Genomic DNA, 24,000 nt, shown 5'->3' with positions numbered 1-24,000 from the left:
CTCATGCGACTCGAAGCGTATATCAACTTCGACACCTAAGCAAACAACTTTGTGTCAAATTTTATTGACGTCTAAAAAACTTGACACTTTATCGATTCTGACTTCTATTCGAGACATTCGAGAGAAGGAGCATGTGTTCTGTCCATAAGCAGACATTTTGAATCGGGAGAAGACTTCACGATTTTGCTAGGCCAACAGGCTGCTGTCGCGCCTGTTGCTCTTTATACCGACGCTCAAAGAAAGCGCCGTGACGAGTCGCGCTGGACAGTGGTTCAGGGCGTTTTGGCTCCGGTCCAGTTCGTAATTTTTGGCATAAGCCTGTTCCTGGTGATTCGCTTTCTGGTCACCGGATCGGGCGAGGCGTCGGCCGAGCTATCCATCCTGATCAAAACAGGCGCGTTGTACACCATCATGATTACAGGTTCGATTTGGGAAAAGGTCGTCTTTGATGAATGGCTCTTCGCCAAAGCGTTTTTCTGGGAAGATGTGTTCAGCATGGTGGTGCTGGCGCTGCATACAACTTACCTGGTGATGTTGTTCAATAACTGGGGTTCGCCGCAGCTGCAGATGTATATCGCGCTGGCAGGCTATGCGGCGTACATCATCAATGCAGGCCAGTTCCTTTACAAATTGCGTTTGGCGCGCCTCGGTGCGTTACCGCCATCGGCGAAAAAACCATGAACGCCCCGGCGCCAATCGCAACCGTGCAAGCGGCGGATTGCTCTCCGGTTTTGAAAGAACGCGGCCAACGCGAAGTATTTTGCGGGCTAACAGGTATCATTTGGCTGCATCGCAAAATGCAGGATGCATTTTTTCTGGTGGTTGGTTCACGAACCTGTGCCCATTTATTGCAGTCCGCGGCTGGTGTTATGATTTTTGCAGAACCGCGCTTTGCCACCGCGATCATGGAAGAACGTGATCTGGCCGGCCTCGCCGATGCGAATGTTGAACTGGACCGGATTGTCGATCAGCTGCTGGCGCGTCGCCCGGAAATCAAATCGCTGTTTCTGGTAGGCAGTTGCCCGTCCGAAGTTATCAAGCTCGACCTTTCCAAGGCGGCTCAACGCCTGGGTGCAAAGCACGCCCCGCATGTACGCATCCTCAATTATTCGGGAAGCGGCATCGAGACCACGTTCACCGAGGGCGAAGATGCCTGCCTCGCCTCACTGGTTCCCGTGATGCCCGCACTGGCAGACAATGCGCCAAAGAACCTGATTATCGTCGGCTCGCTTCCCGATATTGTCGAAGACCAATTCAGGCGGTTGCTTGCCGAGTTAGGCATCAACAACGTTGCCAGCCTGCCCGAACGCGCCGTTGCCGATTTGCCCGGCGTCGGCGCCAATACGCGGTTCCTTCTGGCTCAACCTTTTCTTGGTGACACAGCCCAAGCGCTTGAAGAACGCGGTGCCGTCAGGCTCGACGCACTGTTCCCATTCGGTGTCGAAGGAACAACCAACTGGCTTCATGCCGCTGCGAGCGAATTCGGCGTTACCGAAAGCCATTTCGACATGGCGCTCCGTCCTTATCAGGACCGCGCAACGACCGCGCTGGCCCATCAACGCGCGCGCCTTGAAGGCCGGTCGATTTTATTCATGCCCGATTCGCAACTTGAAGTGCCGCTGGCGCGTTTCCTCGCCAACGAACTTGGCATGCACTTGATTGAAGTCGGTACGCCTTATCTCCACCGCCGCCATCTGGCGCAGGAGCTCGCCGCTTTGCCCGCGGGCGTAATGCTCAGCGAAGGTCAGGATGTCGATAAGCAGCTCGACCGTGTGCGTTCGTCAAATCCCGATCTGACAGTATGCGGCCTCGGTCTCGCCAACCCTCTGGAGGCCGAAGGATTTTCGACCAAATGGGCAATCGAGCTCGTTTTTTCGCCGATCCACGGTTTCGATCAGGCTGGTGATCTGGCTGAACTTTTTGCCCGGCCATTGCGCCGCCGCGATGTACTGAGGGTATAGACGATGCAACTTTCCGTCTGGACATATGAAGGCCCGCCACATGTAGGCGCAATGCGTGTCGCCACGGCAATGGAAGGCGTACATTATCTGCTACACTCACCGCAGGGTGATACTTATGCGGACCTTCTGTTCACGATGATCGAACGCCGAAGCAAACGCCCTCCTGTTACATATACAACATTCCAGGCTCGTGACCTCGGCAAGGATACATCCCAGCTTTTCCAGACCGCTGCGCTGGATATCGTGGAGCGGTTCAAGCCCGACGCCATGATCGTGGGAGCGTCGTGCACCGCCGAACTTATTCAGGATGACCCGGCCGGCCTTATCGAGAATATGGGCCTTCCGATCCCGGTCATTCCGCTGGAACTTCCAAGCTATCAGCGGAAAGAGCATTGGGGCGCTGCGGAAACATTTTACCAGATTGTGCGCCATCTTGCCGACAAGGACCGCCGTCCGTCAGCCAAGGAAAATCGTCGCCCTCTCGTCAATCTGCTCGGACCTACCGCACTCGGTTTCCGGCATCGAGATGATGTCGTTGAAATCAGCAGCCTGCTGGGCAAGCTCGGCATCGACATCAATGTTGTCGCGCCATTGGGTGCAAATGTCGCTGATATCGCTAAATTGGGGGAAGCAGACTTTAACATTGTCCTCTATCCCGAAACCGGCGATCTCGCTGCGGATTATCTGAAGCGTGAATTTGGCCAACCTGCTGTCAGGACCGTTCCGATCGGAGTCGGTGCAACACAGGATTTTGTCCGTGAGGTTTCCGCTCTCGCAGGGGTTGATCCGGAACCGATGCTTCAAGAGGGCCTTTCGCGACTGTCATGGTGGAGTCGTTCCATCGATTCCAACTATCTGACCGGTAAACGCGTATTCATTTTCGGGGACGGTACCCATGCTGTGGCTGCTGCGCGGATTGCCAGCGAAGAACTGGGCTTCAAGGTTGTAGGTCTCGGCTGTTACAACCGGGAATATGCTCGTGAAGTAAGGGCAGCGGCGAAGCTTTATGGCTTGGAACCTCTGATTACCGACGATCATCTAGAGGTCGAAACCGCCATTCAGGAAGCACAACCCGAACTGGTGCTCGGCACGCAGATGGAACGGCATATCGCCAAGCGTTTTTCGATCCCGTGCACCGTCATCTCTTCGCCGGTGCATGTGCAGGATTTTCCGGCGCGTTTTAGTCCGCAAATGGGCTTCGAGGGCGCGAATGTCATTTTCGACAGCTGGGTCCATCCGCTGGTGATGGGACTTGAAGAACATCTGCTCACAATGTTCCGCGACGATTTTGAATTCAACGATGGAGCCGGTGCATCGCACCTTGGTCCGGGCCATTCGGCTCCTGCAAAGCAGCCAGAAATCGTCGAACCCGCCAATGATACTGAAGCCGTCTGGACAGACGAAGCAGCACGTGAGCTGAAAAAAATCCCATTCTTTGTGCGAGGCAAGGCACGGCGCAACACCGAAATGTTTGCAGCAGAACAGGGCGTATCGACCATCGAACTCGCCACACTTTATGAGGAGAAGGCACATTATGCGCGGTAACAGCAAGCCAGCGGTCCGGGTGGTAATCGTCACCCTCGACAATCATCTTTCCGGAGCCGTCGAACGCGCCAATCATGAGATGGCACGCGATAACATAAGCATCGGCCTTTACGCAGCGTCTGACTGGGACCGCGATCCAAGCGTGCTAGAACGTGCTAAAGCGGACATCGCACGGGCAAACATCATTATCGCAACGATGCTTTTTATCGACGATCAGGTCCGTGCCATTCACCCCGCCCTGATGGCACGCCGCGATGAATGCGATGCAATCGTCGGGATGATGTCGACGTCGGATATCGTGAAGCTCACCAGGCTTGGCAGTTATAGCATGGATAAGCCTGCCAAGGGCTTGATGGCGCTGCTTAAAAAACTGCGTGGATCGAACAAGCCGGGTGGCAGCTCGGGTGCAGGTCAGATGAACATGCTGCGTCGCTTGCCAAAAATCCTTCGTTTCATTCCGGGTCCGGCGCAGGATGTAAGACAATATTTCCTGACGCTTCAATATTGGCTCGCTGGTTCGGATGACAATGTCGTCGACATGGTGCGCGGCCTGATCGACCGTTATGCCAGCGGTGAGCGCGAAGGACTGAAGGGTAATATGCCCGCGCAGCCGCCTCGCGCTTATCCCGAATTGGGTGTTTATCATCCCGACATGAAGGAGCGTCTGACTGAAGACGCTAACAAGCTTCCATCGGTGAAAAATCCCGCGGGTACCGTGGGCGTACTGATGCTGCGATCCTATCTGCTCGGCAAAGATGCGGGCCATTATGATGGCATGATCGAAATGCTGGAGGCGCAAGGCCTCAAGGTCATTCCCGCCTTTGCCAGTGGCCTCGATGCGCGTCCGGCTATCGACAAATATTTTGTGAAGGACGGCGCTGCGGTTGTTGATGCAGTCGTCAACCTGACAGGTTTCTCGCTAGTCGGCGGTCCCGCGTATAATGATGTCGATGCGGCGGTCGAAACACTGACCAAGCTCGATGTACCCTATATTGCAGCGCATCCGATCGAATTTCAGTCGCTGGAACAATGGGGTGCCGGCAAGGCGGGACTTTTGCCGCTTGAAACAACGATTATGCTCGCTATTCCGGAGCTGGATGGCGCGATTGTTCCCAGCGTTTTTGGCGGCCGGTCGGACGGCTCGCCCGAAGGTTGCACTGGGTGTCATCGCAATTGCAAGTTCACGATCACCGACAATGTCCGCGCGATGCAAGTGTGTTCCGAACGCGCCGCTTCATTGGCGGGCAAGGTTGCTTCACTTATCAAGTTGCGGCGGTCCGAAAGAGCGAAGCGCAAGCTTGCGGTTGTGCTGTTCAACTTCCCACCTAATTCGGGAGCCACAGGGACCGCTGCTTATCTCGCGGTATTTGAATCACTCCACGCTACGTTGCAACGCCTTAGCCAGGAAGGCTATTCTGTAGAAGCACCTGAAACCGTTGACGAAGTGCGCAATGCAATCCTCTACGGAAATGCCGAGCAATATGGAGCAGATGCCAATGTCGCAGCGCGGATCAGCGCCGACGACCATGTGCGCCGCGAAAAACATCTGAAGCAGATCGAGGCGCAATGGGGCCCGGCCCCGGGTCGTCAGCTGAGCGATGGTCAGTCGATCCAGATCCTTGGCGCGCATTTCGGCAATGTGTTTGTCGGCGTGCAGCCTACATTTGGTTATGAAGGCGACCCAATGCGTTTGCTGTTCGAAGGCACTTTTACGCCAACGCACGCCTTCTCCGCATTTTACCGCTATATCCGTGAAGATTTCGGTGCACATGCTGCATTGCATTTCGGTACGCACGGCGCACTCGAATTCATGCCCGGCAAACAGGCGGGGATGAGCGGCGATTGCTGGCCCGACCGGCTGATCGGTAATCTGCCTAATTTCTATCTGTATGCTTCGAACAATCCGTCAGAAGGCATCATCGCCAAGCGCCGTTCGGGCGCGACTCTGATAAGCTATATTACACCGCCGCTGGCCGAAGCCGGCCTTTACAAGGGCTTTGTCGATCTAAAGGCCTTGCTTGAACGCTATCGCACGACAACAGGCGACCATAGTGAACTCCACGATCTGGAAGAGCTGATCAGGGACCACTGCCAGGAACTCGGCATCGAGGCAGGTAACCTCGACGATCTGCCGGGCCGTCTTTATGAATTGGAGCGGGAACTTATCCCGCAGGGTCTGCATGTCTTTGGCGGCACAATGACCGATGACGAAAAGAATGGACTTCTTGACGCTATGGTCGCGGCATCGCCCGATGTAGCCCGTGCCGATATCGAAGCGCGGATTGACGCCAATGACGAAATGGGCGCACTGGTTCGCGCACTCGACGGGACCTATGTACCTCCCGCTCCGGGTGGCGATTTGCTCAAAACCCCGGAAGTACTGCCCACCGGTCGTAATATCCATGGCTTTGACCCGTTCCGTATCCCAAGCAAATTCGCCTGTATCCAGGGTCGGGTTCAGGCAGACCAACTGATTGCTCGGCATATGGCCGATGGTGGAAAACTTCCGGAAAGCATTGCGATGGTACTTTGGGGTACCGATAATCTGAAAAGCGAAGGCTCGCAGATTGCACAGGCAATGGCCCTGATCGGCGCGCAACCTCGCTTCGATGATTATGGTCGCCTTGCCGGTGCTGAGCTAATTCCGCTTGCAGAGCTTGGCCGTCCGCGCATTGATGTCGTTGTAACGATGTCGGGAATTTTCCGCGATCTGCTGCCGCTGCAAACAAAGATGATTGCCGACGCCTGCTATCTCGCAACGATAGTGGACGAAACGCCCGACCAGAATTTCGTCCGCAAGCACAGCCTAGCGCATCAGGTGCAGCATGGCTGCGACCTCGAAACTGCCGCGTTAAGGGTCTTTTCCAACGCTGATGGTGCCTACGGCGCAAATGTGAACCTTATGATCGATGGCGGCACCTGGGACGATCCCGAAGAGCTGGCAAACATGTTCGAAAAGAAAAAGGGCTTCGCCTATGGCCGCAATGGTGTCCCCGTAGAGCAACGCAAGCTGTTCGAAAGCGAATTGGCAGGGGTAGAACTGACTTATCAGAATCTCGAATCCGTCGAAGTTGGCGTCACTGACGTTGATCATTATGTCGATGGTCTTGGCGGGATGAGCAGAGCAGTCGAAAAAGCCCGCGGCGCTGCTGCGCCCGTTTACATCGTCGATGCAACCCAAGGCGACACCAAGGTCCGCACGCTCGGCGAACAGATTGATCTGGAAACGCACACTCGGATGCTCAACCCCAAATGGTATGAGGGCATGTTGAAGCATGGTTTTGAAGGTGTCCGATATCTGGAACTCCACGTCACCAACACGGTAGGCTGGTCGGCAACGACCGGGAAAGTCTCCCCATGGGTTTATCAGAAAATCAGCGAAACTTTCGTGCTCGACCCTGAGATGCGCGCACGGCTGGCAGACCTTAATCCTAAATCATCCGCCAAGGTTGCCGATCGCTTGCTTGAAGCCTGCGAGCGGCAATTGTGGACACCCGACGCAGAAACGCTCGCTGGCTTGCGTGCCGCCAGTAACGACTTGGAGGACCGGCTCGAAGGCCTGGTCCCCGCAGAATGACAGGAGAATAAAGATGACATTGAATCTCTTGGATACCTCTCCTCCTGATGGCGAAGGCAGTGTTCAGGTCGCACTTGATCCCAATGACAAGATCAAGGGGGCAAAGGTTTTTGCAGTTTATGGCAAAGGCGGCATCGGCAAATCGACAACTTCGTCCAACCTGTCGGCGGCTTTTTCCAAACTCGGTCACCGCGTCCTTCAGATCGGCTGTGATCCCAAGCATGACTCGACCTTCACTCTTACCAAAAAGATGATGCCGACCGTCATCGACGTTTTAGAGACAGTCGACTTCCACAGCGAAGAACTTCGCCCCGAAGATTACATGTTCGAAGGCTACAACGGCGTGATGTGTGTCGAAGCCGGTGGGCCTCCTGCTGGAACAGGCTGTGGCGGTTATGTCGTTGGCCAGACCGTCAAGCTGCTGAAGCAGCACCATCTGCTCGAAGACCGCGATGTCGTCATTTTCGATGTGCTAGGCGATGTAGTCTGCGGCGGGTTTGCAGCTCCTTTACAACATGCCGACGCCGCGATTGTCGTTGCTGCCAATGACTTCGATAGCATCTTTGCAATGAACCGGATTGTCGCGGCTATCAATGCAAAGGCGAAGAACTACAATGTTCGACTTGCCGGTGTCGTCGCCAACCGCTCTGCAGCTACCGACGAGATCGACCGGTTCAGCGAAGCGATCGGCATGAAGCGTCTGGCACATTTTGCCGATCTGGACGCGATCCGCCGGTCGCGCCTGAAAAAATGTACCTTGTTCGAAATGGACAGCACGCCCGAGATCGATGCAGCGTGTCAGGAATATATGAACCTGGCCAAGAAGCTTTGGGACGGCGTCGATTATCAGGCAGCCAGTCCGATGAAAGACCGCGACATTTTCGACTTTCTAGGATTTGAATAATGATCGAAACAAGCCTTACCTCGAACCGCTACCAGCAAAGCCGCAGTCGTCTCGAAACCTATTTCGACAAGACCGCCCGTAAAGCATGGGAAGATCTGACCTCTGACGTGCCCGTCAGCGGGATCCGCGCGACGGTCCGTGCCGGCCGCAACGAAATGCGGGAACTTCTCCTGTCTACTCTGCCGACTGACATGCACGGAATGCGCCTGCTCGATGCCGGTTGCGGCACCGGTGCCCTTGCTATTGCGGCGGCACAGCGCGGGGCGGATGTGGTGGCGATCGATGTTTCCGGCGGCTTGATTGATATCGCTAAGGAGCGCGCTCCCGGCCATCTTTCCATTGACTGGCGCGTTGGCGACATGCGGAACCACAGCCTTGGCATTTTTGATCATGTGGTCGCGATGGACTCGCTCATCCATTATGACGAAGCCGACATCATCGGTGTTCTGAAAGCCTGGAGCCAAAGGGCGAACCAGGTTGCCTTTACTTTCGCACCCGGCACCCCATTGCTTCACATGATGCAATTTGTCGGAAAGGCATTTCCGCGCAGCGACCGCTCGCCTGCCATCCTCCCGGTATCGGAAGCAAAGCTCTCCCGCGACATAGGCGAAGCGCTTCCCGAATGGGCGATCGATTTCACCCAGCGTGTTTCGAGCGGCTTTTACAAGTCGCAGGCGATGGGACTAAGCCGCCTATGATCGAAAGGCCATCAGCAGTAACGTTCTGGCGAGCCGTGGGAACACGGTTCTTGCCATTTGCTGATGCGGCCAGCCTCGAACTCCCGCTTGCCCGCCTGCTGCGACTTGCTCTGTTTCAGGTAAGTGTCGGCATCGCGACGGTTTTGCTGAACGGTACCCTGAACCGCGTGCTGATCGTCGAACTTGATACGCCGACCTGGATCGTTGCACTGATGATTGCGATCCCGTTGCTTGTCGCACCGTTTCGCGCGCTCATAGGTCATCGTTCGGACACACATCGCTCCGTGCTCGGCTGGCGGCGGGTGCCTTACATCTGGTTCGGGACCCTGGGCCAGTTTGGTGGCCTCGCAATCATGCCTTTCGCGCTTATTCTGGTGACGCGGCCCGACACCTTCGTCCTCGGAGTCTGCGCGGCATGCCTGTCCTTCCTGCTGACCGGCGCGGGCATGCATGTGACCCAGACCGCAGGGCTGGCGCTGGCAACCGATATCGCGCCCGATGACAAGCGCCCCCGCGTCGTTGCTCTTCTTTACGTGATGCTGCTTGTCGGAATGATGCTGGCAGCGTTTACGATTGGCAATCTTCTGATCGATTTCACCGCAACCAAATTGGTGCAGGTCATCCAAGGCGCTGCGGTCCTAACAATGGTGCTGAACATTGTAGCCTTATGGAAACAGGAAGCACGCAACCGCGCATTGACGACCTCCACGAAAGCTAACCCGCGATTTGCCGAACTTTGGGCATCATTTACCGCACAGCCCAATGCGAAACGTCTTTTATTGGCAATAGGTATGGGAGCGATGGCCTTTGCCATGCAGGACGCATTGCTGGAGCCTTATGGCGGCGAGATATTGGGCCTGTCGGTGGGATCGACCACTTCACTGACCGGAACATGGGCCATCGGCGCACTGATCGCCTTCGCATTCAGCGGACGCCGTCTGTCCTCAGGATCGGATCCGCTGCGTCTGGCGGGAATGGGTGCCGTTGCAGGCATCGGAGCATTTCTTATGACACTCTTCGCTGCGCCATTAGGATCTGTGCCTTTGCTTTATGCAGGTGCCACCGTGATCGGCTTTGGAACCGGTATGTTTTCTGTCGGCACAATGATCGCCGCCATGGGGCTGGCTCAAAAGGATTCGGCCGGTCTGGCGTTAGGTGCATGGGGTGCCGTGCAGGCAAGTTGTGCAGGCATTGGTGTGGCGCTGGGCGGACTATTACGCGATGCGATGGCCTACATTGCCCTGCAGGACGCCATGGGCGCCACCCTTGCTGACCGGGCCACAGGATATGGCACAGTCTACGCGCTGGAAATCGTGCTATTGCTGGTTACGCTTGTAGTGCTGGGTCCCGTGATCGGGCTGCATCTCGAAAACAGGAAAAATACAAACGAAAGTTTCGGGTTGATCGAGTTTCCAACCTGAGCGGAAGTATGAGGAGAAATTAAGATGGACGACTTTAAGATTGTGGGCACTTTCGACGTGACCGAGTTGGTGTTTTTGGCCTTCGTGTTGTTTTTTCTCGGTCTGATGGTGTATTTGCGACGCGAAGACAGGCGCGAAGGCTACCCGCTGGAAGATGAAGTGACAGGTCGCGTTGATACGCCGGGGGGCGTTCTTTCAACCGCAATGCCCAAAACATTCCATATGCCCTTCGGTCGCGATTCAATTACGACCCCAACAAAAGGACGTGAAAAAGTTGATGTTGCCGGTGCACGCACATTTCGTTCACCCGGCGCGCCTTATTACCCCACGGGCAACCCGCTGGTTGACGGCATAGGACCGGCGGCATGGGCTGATCGCGCGAAACATACCGATCTGGATGGCGAAGGCCGTAATCGCATTGTGCCCATTGGCGCTGCCGATCATATCTCAGTTCATGCGCGTGACCATGACCCGCGGGGGATGTCAGTAATAGCTGCAGATGGTGCAATAGCGGGAACTGTAACCGACCTTTGGGTTGATCGTGCCGAGCATGTCATCCGGTATCTTGAAATCGATACGGGCGGCAAAAAGATTTTGGCCCCAATGGCAATGTCAAAGATTAAAGGAAGACTGGGCCAAGTCGAAATCGATGCGATTAATGCCGCCGATTTTGCTGGTGTACCCACACCTGAAACTGCAGGCCAAATCACATTTTATGAAGAAGAGCGCATAGTCGCTTATTTTGGCGGCGGCTATCTCTACGCCAACCGCGCACGTCAGGAGCCGTTGATATGAGCGAATATGACCATGAACCAACCAGAGGCTTGCCCGGGCATCTTCCGGCGGACGAACATATTGTGTGGCAATCTTCGCCCGACTGGAAAGCTCTGGCCAAAGCTGCTTTGCATATTCGCCTCTCCGCCGCTTATTTTGGAATAATCATATTGTGGGCGATATCTCGTAGTGACATGAACACGGCTATTGCAGTCTCGCTTCTTGGCGCGATTGTCATTGCCATGTTTGTTGCATTTGCCTGGGGCGTCAGCCGAACAACTGTATATACATTGACCAACAAGCGGATCATTTTGCGCGTTGGCGTTGCATTGAACAAATGCATCAACTTACCGCTATCCGAAATCGAATCTGCAAATTTGAAAATGCTGGCTGGCGACCACGGAAGCATCGTTCTTTCGCTAAAGGGTGCCCCGCGCCTTGGCTATTTCATGCTGTGGCCGCACGCGCGATCGCTTCGTTTTATCAGCCCGCAGCCCATGCTGCGCGCTGTTCCCGACGCGCGCGCATTCGCGCAACTTTTGTTCAAAACAACACAAAAAGTACAGGCAGTAGCGCCGGTTGAAGCGCGCCGCTCTAATAGCCAAGACGTTCCGTTTCAGGGAGTGCCCGCATGAACCAAACCGTGCACCATGATCCGACTGTACCGCGCGGTGCCTTGATTGGGGCAGCAACGGTGCTGCTATTTACAATGGCAGTTACCGGCGCAGTCAGCTTGGGCTTCATTCCTCAATCAGCCGACCCAACAGCATCCCGCGTAGCAGCCAATGTAAAGCCGGAACAAACCCGTATGCTTCGCTTTGTTGATCGTGCGGATGGCGCGGTGGTGGTTAGCGACGCGGCTAGTGGCGATGTCGTCAAAGTCATCGAATTTGGCCAGGGTGGCTTTTTGCGCGCCACCATGCGCCGCCTAGCCAAGACACGCAAAGCATCGAACATTGGTGCTGAACCTGCTTTTGAGCTGACCCTTTGGGAAAATGGCGCTCTTTCATTAAAGGACCCTGAAACGGGTCGCGAAGTAGAGATTCACGGATTTGGCTCAGACCATAGCAAGATTTTCGCCGATATGCTGAAGGATCCGGCTGCATGACACGGCTCTTTTCATCTGAAAAATTTGACACCTCTTGTCGTATCGAAGTGCAGCAAAATGCAGATCATTTTCACGCGCACGTAGATCTGGACGGCGATTTGGAAATTCATCCAGGCGACAGGGTTCACGTACATGGCGCGCCCATCGTCGTGGCCTTTGGTGAAAATGTCATTCTGCATCGCAATGCAACAATTCACCGTGCCGGAATTTTGCGTCAGGCATGGACAAAATTCGCCGGCCAATTCGAACTGACCGAATTGTATGAGGTCAGCTTCACTCCCGGGAGGTTATGATGAACGCGCACACGAAATTCGCGAAACCACTGTCTGCAAAGCACGACACATTGGCGATTGCACGACAAGACACTGTCCTGACGCCCCGCTTTTACACCACGGATTTCAAGGCGATGGATGGCCTGAATGTCGACCCTGTCCGGGCCGAATGGGAAGAATTGATGACCGAGATGGAAGACGACCGCAACAAGCGGCACTTTCGCAAGACGGCAGCTTTCGACGGCGTTATCGAAGGGTTGGAACCTGAACTTCAAGCTGAATTTATCGACTTCCTGGCCAGTTCGCTTACTTCGGAATTTTCGGGCTGTATTCTCTATGCAGAAATCGCGAAGCAAACCAAAAATCCGGATATGAAGCGGCTGTTCAAACTGCTTGCCCGCGATGAAAGCCGTCATGCCGGTTTCATAAATGAAACGTTGAAGGGATCGGGCATTGGCATCGATCTTTCTTTTCTGACCAAGTCCAAAAAATACACTTATTTCAAACCAAAGTTTATTTTCTATGCCGTCTATCTATCTGAAAAGATTGGCTATGCCCGTTACATAACGATTTTCCGGCACTTGCAGCGTAATCCAGAGAACCGGTTTCATCCGATATTCGACTGGTTCGAAGATTGGTGCAACGACGAGTTCCGTCATGGCGAGGCATTTGCTTTGCTTATGCGGGCTGACCCGCAATTGCTGACGGGCCTGAACAAATACTGGATCCGTTTTTTCCTGCTATCGGTTTACGCAACAATGTATGTAAGGGATCACAACCGCCCTGTCTTCCATAAGGCTTTGGGCGTGGATCCAGCCGATTATGGCTATGAAGTTTTCTCCATTTGCACCGCGATCAGCCGGCAAGTTTTCCCCGTAGAACTCGATACAAACGCCCCCCGCTTTCGCGCATCAATGGATGACCTTCTTCAAGCATCTATCGGTATCGAAAATGCAAAGGCGAGTGGCGGTCTGAGCGGCAAGTTAAATCAGGTTCGCTTTACGCTAAAGGCCGGTCTCGCATTCGCCCGGATGTATTTTATGAAGCCGCAGGTGAATGAATTGCCGAGCCGGACCAGATTGCAACCCGCATGGTAGAATCCTTGAAGTTCATTGCGCCTTTTGCGGTCGTGGTCGTGCTTTGGTTCGTCAGCACCGGCCTTGTCGCGATGTTAAATCACAGGTTACGAACAACGTCTGGGCGTGCGCTGGCTATCGCAACTATGTGTGCAATGTCGGGTCTTGGACTAATTTTGCTATCTACGCATTCTACTTCAGAATGGGCAATTTACATGTCATTTGTAGGCGGTTTGTTGGTCTGGAGTTGGCATGAAATCAGCTTTTTGACGGGCGCCGTTTCGGGCTCGCATCGTGATCCATGTCCACCCGAAGCCCGCGGATGGCAGCGGTTCAGTCTTGCAACAATGGCGTTGATCCATCACGAAATCGCACTTGCAATGACGGCAGCGTTGTTGCTGTCATTGGCTTCGGTAACGTCGAACACAACGGGTGCTTACACATTTGCGCTGCTTTTGTTGTTCCGACTTTCGTCAAAGTTGAATATTTACCAAGGCGTTCCCAGTATGAGCGACGAATTGTTGCCTGCACATCTTGGCTATTTGAAAAGCTATTTTGGTCCGAAGCAATTGCACCCGGGGTTGGTGCTTTCGACAGCATTAATTTTGGCGCTTGCAATCTGGTTTCTGTTCGGCGCAATTACCACGAGCCAATCAGATATGGCAGTTCAGGCCGGGCTGTTGTGCTGCTTGTGCCTGCTCGGTGCACTTGAGCATCTGTTTCTCGCCATTCCATTCCGCGATTCTGAATTGTGGCGTTGGGCATTGGCAGCAAAAGAAAAAACAAATTTGGGAGAGGGAGTACAACCATGAATTACGAGGCATTTTTTAGCGATGAACTTGCCGCCGTCCGCGAAGAAGGGCGCTATCGCGTTTTCGCCGAAATAGAGAGAAAAGCAGGCTCTTTCCCTTATGCAAAACGCTATGTTGACGGCGGCACCACGGATGTCACGGTTTGGTGTTCCAACGACTATCTAGGCATGGGCCAGCATCCCAAAGTTCTCGATGCCATGCATCGTGTGATTGACGAATGCGGCGCAGGCGCAGGCGGCACACGCAACATTTCCGGCACCAATCACCACCATGTCTTACTTGAGGCCGAACTGGCTGATTTGCATCACAAGGAAGATGCCTTGCTATTCACATCGGGTTATGTTTCGAACTGGGCCGCACTTGGGACTCTGGCAGCGAAAATCCCTGATTGCATTGTTTTGTCGGATGCGTTGAACCACGCATCGATGATCGAAGGAATAAGGCACAGCCGTGCAGAGCGACGGGTATTTGAACATAATTCGCCCGAAGATCTGAACCGCAAGCTGGCCGATCTGGACCCGCAGCGTCCCAAATTGGTTGCCTTTGAAAGCGTCTATTCGATGGATGGGGATATCTCCCCTATTGCCGAGATTCTCGATGTTTGCGAACAGCATAACGCAATGAGTTATATTGACGAAGTCCATGCCGTCGGCCTGTATGGACCTCGCGGTGGTGGCGTTGCCGAACAAGAAGGTTTGATGGATCGCATCACAGTTATCGAAGGCACATTGGGCAAGGCATTCGGCGTCATGGGCGGATACATTGCCGCTTCTCGGGACTTGTGCGATTTTGTCCGGACTTTTGCGAGTGGGTTCATATTTTCAACGGCTATCCCGCCAGCGGTCGCGGCGGGCGCCTGTGCCAGTATCAAGCATTTGAAACAAAGCACAACCGAGCGCGAACAACATCAGGCGCGCGTAGCCAAAGTACGCAGCGCGCTTGACCGCATGGGTATTCCGCATATTCCGAACCCAAGCCATATCATCCCGGTGATGGTCGGCGATCCCCATAAATGCAAATTCATCAGCGACTGGCTGATGGACAATCACGGCATCTATGTTCAGCCAATAAACTATCCAACGGTCCCGCGCGGAACTGAACGGCTTAGAATCACTCCGTCGCCTGTCCATAGCGACGATGATATCGAAAAGCTGCTATGTGCATTGAGCGAAATCTGGTCGCAATGTGCGCTGGCCAGACGCGCACTGGCCGCTTAACAAAGTTCCGTTGTAACGAAAAAAAAGGCCGGGCGATGACCCGGCCTTTTTCATATTCATATACGCAGAATTTAGCTTGGGTTTTCGAGATAAGCGATCACGTTGGCCCGCTTTTGCGCGTCCGGCAATCCGGCGAAAATCATCTTGGTCTTTGGAATCACCCGCTGTGGCTTCTCCAAATATTGGAACAATTTTTCTTTGGTCCAGGTTACACCACTAGCTGCGTTGGCTGGCGAATAATTGAAGCCAGCAACGCTGCCTGACTTGCGGCCAATAATGCCGGCAAGTGAAGGACCGGTTTTGTTAACACCAGCATCGGTCACATGACAGGTACGGCATTGCGCGAAGACCAATTTTCCGGCGGCTGCGTCACCTGTAAAGCTTGCTAAAGTGGTACCGTCCAACGTCGACACATCATCAATAGCGGGCGTTCCAGCCGCTACGGCGGGTGCGGCTGCCGGTGCAGCTGGCGCTGCAGCGGGTGCAGCCGCAGGGGCGGGTGCTTCAGCAGTTTTTTCCGTTTCGCTCGATTCCGAACCACCAGAACAAGCTGCGACAAACGCTGACAATGCGACGACCGCAGCTAATGTATGTTTCTTGACCATATTCTCTCCTATCCCGTGTCAATTGACAGTATAGTCAATATTTACGTATCCAACCCATAACAACACTTATCCCACATAAAGCGCGTTGAAAAGACAATATGTTTGGCGCTTCATTGCACCAAAATACGGGCATTTCACTTCCCCGTCTCTTTCAGAACTTTATTTCGCAAATATTGCACAAAAGCATATATTATAAGGACAACGGGAAATGTTATCGCCCCAACGAACAGCTCGTAAGATGGTCCGTTGGGAAACGCTGCGACGCCCTTGGCGACATAAGCAATCAATCCCACCAAATAATAAGCCGCTGCAATCACTGACAGTCCTTCAACCAAGGTTTGCAAGCGGAACTGTAGTTGCGTTGATCGCTCCATTGATTGCATCAGGCTAAGATTCTGGGCTTTGATTCGGCTATCAATACGCACATCCAGTGTGTGCATCACGCCGGAAATACGTTCGGCGATATGACTCAGTCTCTGCCGGAATACCGAGCACGTCCGCGATGCCGGAACAAGCCGACGTTCGGTAAAATCGGTCAAGCTTTGATAATTTGCCACCGACTGGACATTAAGAGCGGCCAGTCGATCAGCGGCAACCTCCGCATAAGCTGCTGTAGCGCTCAACCTGAAACTGGTGGCTGAACGAATAACCTCCAGCTCGGAAGAAATTGCGGCAAGTTGATCGAGCAGAGCTTCATCATCCTGATCCGCGACTGCGACCCGCTTGGCGTGTTCAGACAATTTCTGTTCGAGAAGATCCAACTGCGGGCCATGCTCCTGGACAATAGGAAAGCCGAGCAGCGCAAGGTTCCGGTAATTACCAAGCTCTTGGACGCGCTGAATAATCCGGCCGCGCTCGCCATCTTCTACGTCACCTGCGGAAACGAGAAGCCGCCCGTAGCCATCGCTATGTATGCTGAAATCCGACCAGATACGTAGACCTGAATTGATGTCGCAACATACCATTTCAAGTGTGGAAATGCCGATGCGTTCAAGATCGGCTTCAATCTGGCTGGTGTCGGGAATAACCAATATCTGCGTCGCCCGAATGACACCGCCTGGCCACTGTTCAAGCCATTGGATATAACGCATTCGTAAATCATTAGGGCAATCGACGGGCAGGATAAGTGTCAACGTACTGGCTTCGGTGTGCCGTTCCCAAAGAAAATGTATGCCCGAATTTGTATGACCTGAACCGTGCCGGGATGCCAAAGTCCATTCGTCAAATTCAGGCCTGTTTGTAATCAACCATCCATCTTCGTCGGGCCGTTCGCCTTGGTTGATCAGGCGGACCACTTGATAAATGTCGCAATGTTGGCTGACCGGCGCAAAGCGCCGTAAACGCATTTCGTCAACTGCCCATCGGCGCAAGGGATGTTCTGTAAAGGACATACAAAACTATCCGATATAACGAGCCTAAAGTCTAGGGTCAGGACAAGAATTGCCTAAAAAACTGAATGCTCGCCAAGATCGATAGACGCCTCGCCATTTATTATTCGTTGGTAATGCTCCCGCAAGCTCTCGCGTCCGGTCGAAGGCGTCAATTGTGCGTCATAAGAATTGGTTTCCGGATTTAAAACCAACATGGACTCAGTGGCATAATAACGGCCAATTCTTGCAAGTTCGGCCTTTTGCCTAAAATATGGAATGCCGCGTCCTAGCATTTCAAAGCCAACAACAAGCACATCAAGCAACCGGATAGGAACGCTTTGGACGCGCAAGGGTTTGCCAAGCAGTTCAAATAGAACTTCCGCCTGCTGTCTGGGCGTTATTGGAGCACCGGGGCCACCGATCGGCAGGATACGATTGTGGCAATGTTCACCACTTATGCAATCGACAAGATACGCCGCGAGATCGTGATCACTTATCGGTTTGCAAGCCGTCATTGTGCCATCGCCAAATAGCAAAAATGGCTTCCCTTTTTTTAACCTCTCCACCTGCCCTGATAGAGATTTGAAAAAGGCGGTCGGCCGGATTATCGAATAAGTGATACCCGATTCCATCAGTTCCTTTTCAAAGGCTAACTTGGCAAATTGAAACGCCAATTTCGGATTTTGTACACATAAAGCCGACAGCAAAATAAATTGCTGCACACCGGTGGCCTTTGCAGTCGCTAAAATGTTGGAATGTGCCTGATAATCAATTGCCCACGCATCTTTCGCCGCGCCGGTTCTGGAAGCCAGACATGAAACAACAGCATCAAATTTTTCACCGCAAAATCCATTTTCAGTTATAGATTTCAGGTCGGTTACATCTCCAAATCTGATCTGAATGCCGTCCAACTTTGAAAGTTGCCGGAGCGAACTATGAGGCAATTTATTGCCGGACTGGTTACGGACCAGGCAAATAACTTCATGACCCCGGTTTGCTAAGGCATTAGCTGTGGCAAGGCCAATTGTGCCGGTCGCGCCAAGTAATAAAACACGCTTAGGTACGTTGAGGTTATGAAAGCCTGACTGCAACAATATCCGAAATTATTCCTTACCAGAAATTTTTGGGTAGTGATTTCCTATCCTTACCGAAAGCGTAATGCAAATATCGATAGATCTTAAAAAAAGGCGTTCAGACAAAATCGAGCTCGCGCTCGCTTTGCAGTATTCTTGTAATAGCCGACCGTCAGGAACGTTAATTTATTCCAATTATTTTGCGAACTATGCTTTCATTCGCAATGGATAGACTTGCGCGCTGTTTTATTTGGCTTCTGATTTCGGCTGTACGCGTTTCAGCCAGTTGCTAATTGACATTTCCAATACCTCAATCACGTCATCGACCGTAATGGTGCCATCGCTTCGGACGAGGGCAAAGGCGGTTTCGGTGAGCAGCCCCAATGTCAGCAGCGCCATCGGCCGGATTTGACGGATTTCGATATCCTCACGCCCGGCGATGGCGGCAAGCGCGGGTTCGATGACCGAAAGTGAGGTGATGGCATCAATCTCGCGCCAGTTACTCCCGCCCAGGACAGTTGGTGCCTCGATCAATACGAGTCGCAAATATTCGGGCTTTTGCGAAAGCTCGATGGATGCGCGGGTGCCAATCATGAATCTTTCAAGGGCGTTAGTTCCCTCTCTACCGCGCAAGACGACTTCATACGCGAACTCACGCTGCAGGTTTTTTACCACTTCGGCGAACAACGCCTTTTTATCTTTGAAGTGATGAAAAAACGCGCCTTCGGTCAACCCTGCTGTTTTCGCGATTCGACTTGTTGTCGCCCCGGCGAATCCAAGCTCGGCAAACAATGCCCGCGCTGTAGATACAATCAATTTTCTAGTTTTTGCAGCTTCCGCAGCGCTTTTCTTCCCCATGACTGCCTTTAATAATAGTGTTGCATTGCGGTCAAGTGTAACTTGGCCCTTTCTTATGAGCGCAGCGGACCATTTTACATGACCAGACCCCGGAAACACCGAAAAATGTTGGGATTCTAGGGGAAGCGATACGCAGCCAACGTCAAAATTCATTATTATTATACTTGAAGAATTCACTCCATTTTGGCAAAAACTTTGATTGACTACATAGCATTACTATGAAAATGTTATCCTTGGAGAGAGGAGGAGGTTGGCTATGAAGCGAAGCGCCGCTGATGCAGCCATCACTCGGGGGAATATTGTCAGGGCGGCACGCGTGCTTTTCGCAGAAAAAGGCTACGCGCATTCTACAACGAACGAAATTGCGCGCTATGCAAGTGTTACCGAGGGGGCATTTTTTCATCATTTCAAAGGCAAGCAGGAACTGTTTGCCGAGGTGGTGCAGCAACTACAAATTGAATTCGACAGCGAAGTCTTCAAAACTGCTATTGTCGAAACTGATGGAATGCAGCGCTTCCTAGCCGGCGCACGGGCGTCGCTTCGACTATCGCAGCAACCGGAATACTTACGAATCGTCCTGATCGACGCTCCTGGCATATTGGGGCATTTGCAATGGAAGGAAATCGATACAGGTATTGCTATCCAATCAATTGAACCTGCGTTGCAGTTACTGGTCGGCAACACTCCGGTGTCACAATCCCGTTTACGGGCAACGGCCCTCACGTTGCTTGGATTGCTGAATGAATCCTGCTTCGCACTGGCCCGCAAGGACCCATTTGTTGTCGAAGATGATATTATAGATACAGTCAAAGCAATTTTGGAACAATGGATTGCCCTCCATTAAGCCCAAGTCCCAGTGAATCATATTTACAAAGATAGTATTACTATGTAATACGCGCTCCTGGGTGAGCGTTAGATCTGCGGCGAGTTGTTGTTGCAGCATTCGCAATTTTTCATCCAGCCGGAGCTTGTTGGTGATTGTTGACTATATCATTGTCGGTGCAGGGACCGCTGGCTGTGTGCTGGCGGACAAGCTGTCTGCCAATGGCAGGAATCAGGTTCTACTTGTGGAAGCAGGTAGCAAGCCGCGTAGTCCTTTCATCAAAATCCCCGCAGGTTTTGCTAAGCTTTTCAAAAGCGGTTGTGACTGGAATTATGAGAGCGCGCCCGGGTGTGGGCCATCAAAGCGTCAAATTTACATCCCACGGGGTAAAATGCTCGGCGGCAGCGCGAATATGAATGCGATGATCCATCAATGGGGTCATCCCGATGATTTCGCCGCATGGGCCGCATCCGGAGCAACCGGCTGGGGATGGGACAGCGTATCCCCCATTTTCGCAAAAATGGACGAAAGGATGGAGTGTGCACCTAACAGTCATGCCCATGCCGCTGCGCGCGATTTCGTCGACGCCGCCAGGTCGGTCATCGGGAATTCGGGCGATTCCTATAATGGCGGCGGATACGAAGGCGCGTGGATATCGCATTGCAATGTGCGGAACGGCAAAAGATACAGCGTCTACGACAGCCATCTGAAACCCGCGATGCGGCGACGTAATCTGGTTACATTGACTGGCATGACCGTAAGCAATTTGATTACCGAAAACGGGTCAGCCGTCGGTGTGATGATGGACGGGCCTCAAGGACGAAACGCTGCGCGCGCCAAGGCTGGCGTGGTGTTAGCGGCGGGTGCAATTGAAACCCCAGCTTTGCTCTTTCGGTCCGGTATTGGTGGCGCGGCAAGCCTGCAGGCATTGGGTATCGAGACATATCGCGACTCGCCGCATGTGGGGCAGCATTTGCAAGATCATCCGATGATGGTCACGGTTTTCCAGACGACGCATTCCGATACCTATAAATCGGCAGAATCGCCCGCCAATCTGCTGCGATATATTTTCAAAAAATCAGGCCCACTGGCCTCCAATGCGGCCGAAGCAATTGCCTTTGCGCGTTCTTCTGACAAATTGTCAGCGCCTGATATTGAATTGATTTTCGCACCATTTGAATGGCGCGAACAAGCATTGCAGCCACCCGCAATTCACGGCTTTTCCATCGGCGCGGCGATTGTCGCACCGCATTCGCGCGGCTCAGTTTCACTGACCACGCGGCATATTCAAGTGCCGCCAAAAATCGATTTTGGGTTCTTTTCCGACAAAGACGGGCTGGATCGCAAGGCTATGATCGCCGCGGTCTTGCTTGCGCGGAAAATTGCCGCACAATCTTCGTTCAGCGATCATGTGTCTGTGGAACAGTCACCGGGCATCGACATCAAAGATTATGACGCGCTGTTTGCCGAAATCTGCCGGAACCTTCAGACCGTCTATCATCCGGCTGGAACTTGCCGCATCGGCAGCGCTGGTGACGGCGTCGTTTCGCCACGACTAAAAGTGCATGGTCTGGATCGCTTATGGATCGCAGATGCTTCGGTAATGCCGCAACTTGTTCGCGGTCACCCCAATGCCGCAATCGCAATGATTGCATCACGCGCCGCAGAATTCATCGCCAAAGGAGCATGAAGAAAAATTTTCAGATTGGTATCGTCACAGCAGAACTTCCCATTTGGTTATTGCCAATGACGGTCCCAAGGCCCGTCCGTCGCAGCTCCCCAGTTGTTTTTTGACGGACGGGCCAAATTTTTTTATTCCGCTGCCTAAATTTTCGAGAAGAAGCGCTGTATTCCCCAAAGCTACATTTCGGACGCTAGAAGCGGCTTATACCCAACAGCATCGTCATAATCCTTCTCACATTCCACTGGACGCGCGCAATCACATCCGCCAAAACCCGTCCATGAATTCACGCACATTGACGCGCGCACTTGCCGCACTCGCCCTTTCCTCAAGTTTTGTTTCTGCGGCCTTTGCCCAGAAAAGCGCGCCGCAGCCCGTACCAATTATTGACCGGGTCCCTGAACCCGAAGACCGTCCCCTGCCCGCCCCCATGGTGTTGGAAGTGGATGCGACCGATGTCGCGCGGGCCATTTTCAGGGTAAAGCAGACCATTCCGTTGGAATCGGGCAAGCCGCTCATCCTGCTTTATCCCCAATGGTTGCCGGGCAAGCATGGTCCGCGAGGTGCTTTGGCCGAAATGACGGGCCTGAAGGTCCGCGCCGGTGGAAAGCTCCTCAACTGGACGCGTGATCCCGTCGAGGTTTACGCATTCCATGTCGACACGCCCACAGGAACAAAGTCGGTCGAGGTCGAATTCCAATTCACCTCGCCCGTGCGCGAGAGCGAAGGGCGCATCGTGGTGACGCCCGCTATGATGAATGTGCAATGGGAACAGGTTTCGCTCTACCCCGCCGGTCACTTTACGCGGGCGATCGAGGTAAAACCGTCGATCACCCTTCCGTCCGGCTGGACCGGCGTTGCGGCATTGGACGGCGGCAAGGTGACGGGCAACCGCATCGATTATGCCACGACAAGCTATGAAACCCTGGTCGACAGCCCGATGTTCGCCGGACCCCATTATCGCAAATGGGATTTGGGCAATAAGGTGACTTTGAATGTGTGGGCTGATGAAGCCAAATTCCTGGACGCCAAGCCCGAGCATATTGCAGCACATAAGGCGATGGTGGATGAGGCGCTCATTCTGTTCGGCTCCAAGCATTTCGACCGCTACGAATTTCTTCTGGCGCTGACCGAGGAATTGGGCGGTATCGGGCTGGAGCATCATCGCAGTTCGGAAAACAGCCGCGAGACCGATTATTTTGAGGGCTGGGCCGACAATGGTTCCGAACGCGGTTTGTTGCCGCATGAACTGACCCATAGCTGGAACGGTAAATTCCGCCGTCCGGCCGAAATGTGGACACCCAATTATTCCACCCCGATGCGCGACAATCTGCTCTGGGTATATGAAGGCCAGACGAGCTATTGGGACCTTGTTCTTGCGGCTCGATCGGGATTGCAGTCCAAGGAAATGGTACTTGCCGAATGGGCGAAATATGCTGGATTCTATGCCGAGCAACCCGGTCGCGACTGGCGTTCAGTCGAAGATACAACGCATGATCCCATATTTGGTGCCCGTAAATCCAAGCCATTTTCCAGTCAGGCACGCGGCGAGGATTATTATAATGAAGGCTCCTTGGTCTGGCTGGCCGCTGACATGACTATCCGGGAGCTCTCCAAAAATACCAAGTCGCTCGATGATTTTGCCAAAGCCTTTTTTGGCGTGCGCGATGCGGATTGGGGCGTTCTGACATATGACTTTGACGAAGTCGTCCGCACGCTAAATGCGGTTCAGCCTTACGACTGGGCAGCGTTTCTCGATTCAAAAATTCGTAAAGCCGGTCAGCCTGCGCCGCTTACCGGCTTTGAAAAGGGCGGATATCGGCTTGTCTGGAAAGAAGAGCCAAATATTTTTGACAAAGAGCGGATGAAAGAGGGCGGCGGCACCGATTTGACACACTCGCTCGGCCTGACAATTGATAAAGAAGGCAAGGTAAATTTTGTCATGTGGAATGGGCCGGCGTTTAAGGCGGACATTGTAAATGGCGCAAAAATCCTGTCCGTGGGTGGACTCGCTTTTTCGAAAGATCGCCTGACCGAAGCGGTCACCTTGGCGAAGGACGGAAAGACGCCAATCAGGCTCATCGTTGAGCGCAGCAAAAGATTTGAGCAAATAGACATCGCCTATTCCGGCGGTTTACGCTATCCGCACCTCGAATCTGTGGGCAAAGGTGAAACGGCGATAGATCGTTTGCTGGCTCCGCGGAGGACCAATAAATAATCTAGGA

The 24,000-nt window shown here is 53.3% G+C and carries 21 protein-coding genes; 17 read left to right on the top strand and 4 right to left on the bottom strand.

The window, feature by feature from the left end; translation table 11 throughout:
- Positions 1 to 183 precede the first annotated feature (183 nt).
- Genes bchF through hemA form a run of 14 tightly spaced genes read left to right on the top strand, consistent with a single transcriptional unit; the run spans position 184 to position 15,365 of the window.
- Positions 184 to 681, top strand: coding sequence for a 2-vinyl bacteriochlorophyllide hydratase (bchF, locus tag ACEW72_RS12280; RefSeq protein ID WP_373476673.1), 498 nt, complete (start codon positions 184 to 186; stop codon positions 679 to 681).
- Positions 678 to 1,961 (top strand): ferredoxin:protochlorophyllide reductase (ATP-dependent) subunit N, encoded by a 1,284-nt coding sequence (locus ACEW72_RS12275; protein WP_373476672.1) that lies wholly within the window; start codon positions 678 to 680, stop codon positions 1,959 to 1,961. Before bchF ends, ACEW72_RS12275 begins: the two co-directional genes overlap by 4 nt.
- Before the next feature lie 3 nt (positions 1,962 to 1,964).
- A complete protein-coding gene (gene bchB / locus ACEW72_RS12270; RefSeq protein WP_373476671.1) occupies positions 1,965 to 3,506 on the top strand; it encodes a ferredoxin:protochlorophyllide reductase (ATP-dependent) subunit B in 1,542 nt (513 codons plus the stop codon).
- The gene (locus ACEW72_RS12265; protein WP_373476670.1) at positions 3,496 to 7,083 is read left to right on the top strand and encodes a magnesium chelatase subunit H; all 3,588 of its coding nucleotides are present in this window, start codon (positions 3,496 to 3,498) and stop codon (positions 7,081 to 7,083) included. The genes bchB and ACEW72_RS12265 overlap by 11 nt, the downstream gene beginning before the upstream one ends.
- Before the next feature lie 19 nt (positions 7,084 to 7,102).
- Positions 7,103 to 7,987, top strand: a complete 885-nt coding sequence (bchL, locus tag ACEW72_RS12260; protein ID WP_373476693.1) for a ferredoxin:protochlorophyllide reductase (ATP-dependent) iron-sulfur ATP-binding protein — start codon at positions 7,103 to 7,105, stop codon at positions 7,985 to 7,987.
- Positions 7,987 to 8,685 carry a magnesium protoporphyrin IX methyltransferase gene (gene bchM / locus ACEW72_RS12255; protein ID WP_373476669.1) on the top strand — a complete coding sequence of 233 codons (699 nt, stop codon included), beginning with the start codon at positions 7,987 to 7,989 and terminating at the stop codon, positions 8,683 to 8,685. Before bchL ends, bchM begins: the two co-directional genes overlap by 1 nt.
- 35 nt (positions 8,686 to 8,720) lie before the next feature.
- Positions 8,721 to 10,106: a BCD family MFS transporter gene (locus tag ACEW72_RS12250; RefSeq protein ID WP_373476668.1), complete on the top strand. Its 1,386-nt coding sequence runs from the start codon at positions 8,721 to 8,723 to the stop codon at positions 10,104 to 10,106.
- A gap of 24 nt (positions 10,107 to 10,130) precedes the next feature.
- Positions 10,131 to 10,901 (top strand): photosynthetic reaction center subunit H, encoded by a 771-nt coding sequence (gene puhA / locus ACEW72_RS12245; protein WP_373476667.1) that lies wholly within the window; start codon positions 10,131 to 10,133, stop codon positions 10,899 to 10,901.
- Positions 10,898 to 11,515 (top strand): photosynthetic complex putative assembly protein PuhB, encoded by a 618-nt coding sequence (puhB, locus tag ACEW72_RS12240; protein WP_373476666.1) that lies wholly within the window; start codon positions 10,898 to 10,900, stop codon positions 11,513 to 11,515. The genes puhA and puhB overlap by 4 nt, the downstream gene beginning before the upstream one ends.
- The gene (gene puhC / locus ACEW72_RS12235) at positions 11,512 to 11,988 is read left to right on the top strand and encodes a photosynthetic complex assembly protein PuhC (protein ID WP_373476665.1); all 477 of its coding nucleotides are present in this window, start codon (positions 11,512 to 11,514) and stop codon (positions 11,986 to 11,988) included. Before puhB ends, puhC begins: the two co-directional genes overlap by 4 nt.
- Positions 11,985 to 12,281 carry a hypothetical protein gene (locus ACEW72_RS12230; protein ID WP_373476664.1) on the top strand — a complete coding sequence of 99 codons (297 nt, stop codon included), beginning with the start codon at positions 11,985 to 11,987 and terminating at the stop codon, positions 12,279 to 12,281. Before puhC ends, ACEW72_RS12230 begins: the two co-directional genes overlap by 4 nt.
- On the top strand, positions 12,281 to 13,357 hold the full coding sequence (gene acsF, locus ACEW72_RS12225) for a magnesium-protoporphyrin IX monomethyl ester (oxidative) cyclase (protein WP_373476692.1): 1,077 nt from the start codon (positions 12,281 to 12,283) through the stop codon (positions 13,355 to 13,357). Before ACEW72_RS12230 ends, acsF begins: the two co-directional genes overlap by 1 nt.
- The gene (puhE, locus tag ACEW72_RS12220) at positions 13,351 to 14,148 is read left to right on the top strand and encodes a putative photosynthetic complex assembly protein PuhE (RefSeq protein WP_373476663.1); all 798 of its coding nucleotides are present in this window, start codon (positions 13,351 to 13,353) and stop codon (positions 14,146 to 14,148) included. Before acsF ends, puhE begins: the two co-directional genes overlap by 7 nt.
- The gene (gene hemA / locus ACEW72_RS12215) at positions 14,145 to 15,365 is read left to right on the top strand and encodes a 5-aminolevulinate synthase (protein ID WP_373476662.1); all 1,221 of its coding nucleotides are present in this window, start codon (positions 14,145 to 14,147) and stop codon (positions 15,363 to 15,365) included. Before puhE ends, hemA begins: the two co-directional genes overlap by 4 nt.
- Before the next feature lie 71 nt (positions 15,366 to 15,436).
- On the opposite strand, the gene ACEW72_RS12210 is transcribed toward hemA, so the two are convergent.
- The 4 genes from ACEW72_RS12210 to ACEW72_RS12195 form a co-directional block, all read right to left on the bottom strand.
- Positions 15,437 to 15,970: a cytochrome c family protein gene (locus ACEW72_RS12210; RefSeq protein ID WP_373476661.1), complete on the bottom strand. Its 534-nt coding sequence runs from the start codon at positions 15,968 to 15,970 to the stop codon at positions 15,437 to 15,439.
- A gap of 134 nt (positions 15,971 to 16,104) precedes the next feature.
- On the bottom strand, positions 16,105 to 17,361 hold the full coding sequence (locus ACEW72_RS12205; protein WP_373476660.1) for a DUF3422 family protein: 1,257 nt from the start codon (positions 17,359 to 17,361) through the stop codon (positions 16,105 to 16,107).
- A 53-nt stretch (positions 17,362 to 17,414) separates the two neighbouring features.
- The gene (locus ACEW72_RS12200; RefSeq protein ID WP_373476659.1) at positions 17,415 to 18,434 is read right to left on the bottom strand and encodes an NAD(P)H-binding protein; all 1,020 of its coding nucleotides are present in this window, start codon (positions 18,432 to 18,434) and stop codon (positions 17,415 to 17,417) included.
- A 225-nt stretch (positions 18,435 to 18,659) separates the two neighbouring features.
- Positions 18,660 to 19,424 (bottom strand): TetR/AcrR family transcriptional regulator, encoded by a 765-nt coding sequence (locus ACEW72_RS12195; protein ID WP_373476658.1) that lies wholly within the window; start codon positions 19,422 to 19,424, stop codon positions 18,660 to 18,662.
- 103 nt (positions 19,425 to 19,527) lie between these two features.
- Here ACEW72_RS12195 and ACEW72_RS12190 point away from each other — a divergent pair, with 103 nt between their 5' ends.
- From ACEW72_RS12190 to ACEW72_RS12180, 3 genes are all read left to right on the top strand, one after another.
- Positions 19,528 to 20,115, top strand: a complete 588-nt coding sequence (locus ACEW72_RS12190) for a TetR/AcrR family transcriptional regulator (RefSeq protein WP_373476657.1) — start codon at positions 19,528 to 19,530, stop codon at positions 20,113 to 20,115.
- A gap of 130 nt (positions 20,116 to 20,245) precedes the next feature.
- Positions 20,246 to 21,784, top strand: a complete 1,539-nt coding sequence (locus tag ACEW72_RS12185) for a GMC family oxidoreductase (RefSeq protein ID WP_373476656.1) — start codon at positions 20,246 to 20,248, stop codon at positions 21,782 to 21,784.
- Positions 21,785 to 22,055: 271 nt separating this feature from the next.
- Positions 22,056 to 23,993: a M61 family metallopeptidase gene (locus tag ACEW72_RS12180; RefSeq protein ID WP_373476655.1), complete on the top strand. Its 1,938-nt coding sequence runs from the start codon at positions 22,056 to 22,058 to the stop codon at positions 23,991 to 23,993.
- Positions 23,994 to 24,000: the final 7 nt, after the last annotated feature.

This window comes from Sphingorhabdus sp., from assembly GCF_041737645.1.
In the GTDB taxonomy this organism is placed as follows: domain Bacteria; phylum Pseudomonadota; class Alphaproteobacteria; order Sphingomonadales; family Sphingomonadaceae; genus Sphingorhabdus_B.
Note: the sequence above shows the minus strand (reverse complement) of the source record. Positions and strands in the feature narration are given on the sequence as shown.

Bases quoted from the DNA above. Each gene is read 5' to 3' on its own strand.
- ACEW72_RS12275 (WP_373476672.1), top strand. From the start codon at position 678: ATGAACGCCCCGGCGCCAATCGCAACCGTGCAAGCGGCGGATTGCTCT.
- bchB (WP_373476671.1), top strand. From the start codon at position 1,965: ATGCAACTTTCCGTCTGGACATATGAAGGCCCGCCACATGTAGGCGCA.
- ACEW72_RS12265 (WP_373476670.1), top strand. From the start codon at position 3,496: ATGCGCGGTAACAGCAAGCCAGCGGTCCGGGTGGTAATCGTCACCCTC.
- bchM (WP_373476669.1), top strand. From the start codon at position 7,987: ATGATCGAAACAAGCCTTACCTCGAACCGCTACCAGCAAAGCCGCAGT.
- puhA (WP_373476667.1), top strand. From the start codon at position 10,131: ATGGACGACTTTAAGATTGTGGGCACTTTCGACGTGACCGAGTTGGTG.
- puhB (WP_373476666.1), top strand. From the start codon at position 10,898: ATGAGCGAATATGACCATGAACCAACCAGAGGCTTGCCCGGGCATCTT.
- puhC (WP_373476665.1), top strand. From the start codon at position 11,512: ATGAACCAAACCGTGCACCATGATCCGACTGTACCGCGCGGTGCCTTG.
- ACEW72_RS12230 (WP_373476664.1), top strand. From the start codon at position 11,985: ATGACACGGCTCTTTTCATCTGAAAAATTTGACACCTCTTGTCGTATC.
- acsF (WP_373476692.1), top strand. From the start codon at position 12,281: ATGAACGCGCACACGAAATTCGCGAAACCACTGTCTGCAAAGCACGAC.
- puhE (WP_373476663.1), top strand. From the start codon at position 13,351: ATGGTAGAATCCTTGAAGTTCATTGCGCCTTTTGCGGTCGTGGTCGTG.
- hemA (WP_373476662.1), top strand. From the start codon at position 14,145: ATGAATTACGAGGCATTTTTTAGCGATGAACTTGCCGCCGTCCGCGAA.
- ACEW72_RS12210 (WP_373476661.1), bottom strand. From the start codon at position 15,970: ATGGTCAAGAAACATACATTAGCTGCGGTCGTCGCATTGTCAGCGTTT.
- ACEW72_RS12205 (WP_373476660.1), bottom strand. From the start codon at position 17,361: ATGTCCTTTACAGAACATCCCTTGCGCCGATGGGCAGTTGACGAAATG.
- ACEW72_RS12195 (WP_373476658.1), bottom strand. From the start codon at position 19,424: ATGAATTTTGACGTTGGCTGCGTATCGCTTCCCCTAGAATCCCAACAT.
- ACEW72_RS12190 (WP_373476657.1), top strand. From the start codon at position 19,528: ATGAAGCGAAGCGCCGCTGATGCAGCCATCACTCGGGGGAATATTGTC.
- ACEW72_RS12180 (WP_373476655.1), top strand. From the start codon at position 22,056: ATGAATTCACGCACATTGACGCGCGCACTTGCCGCACTCGCCCTTTCC.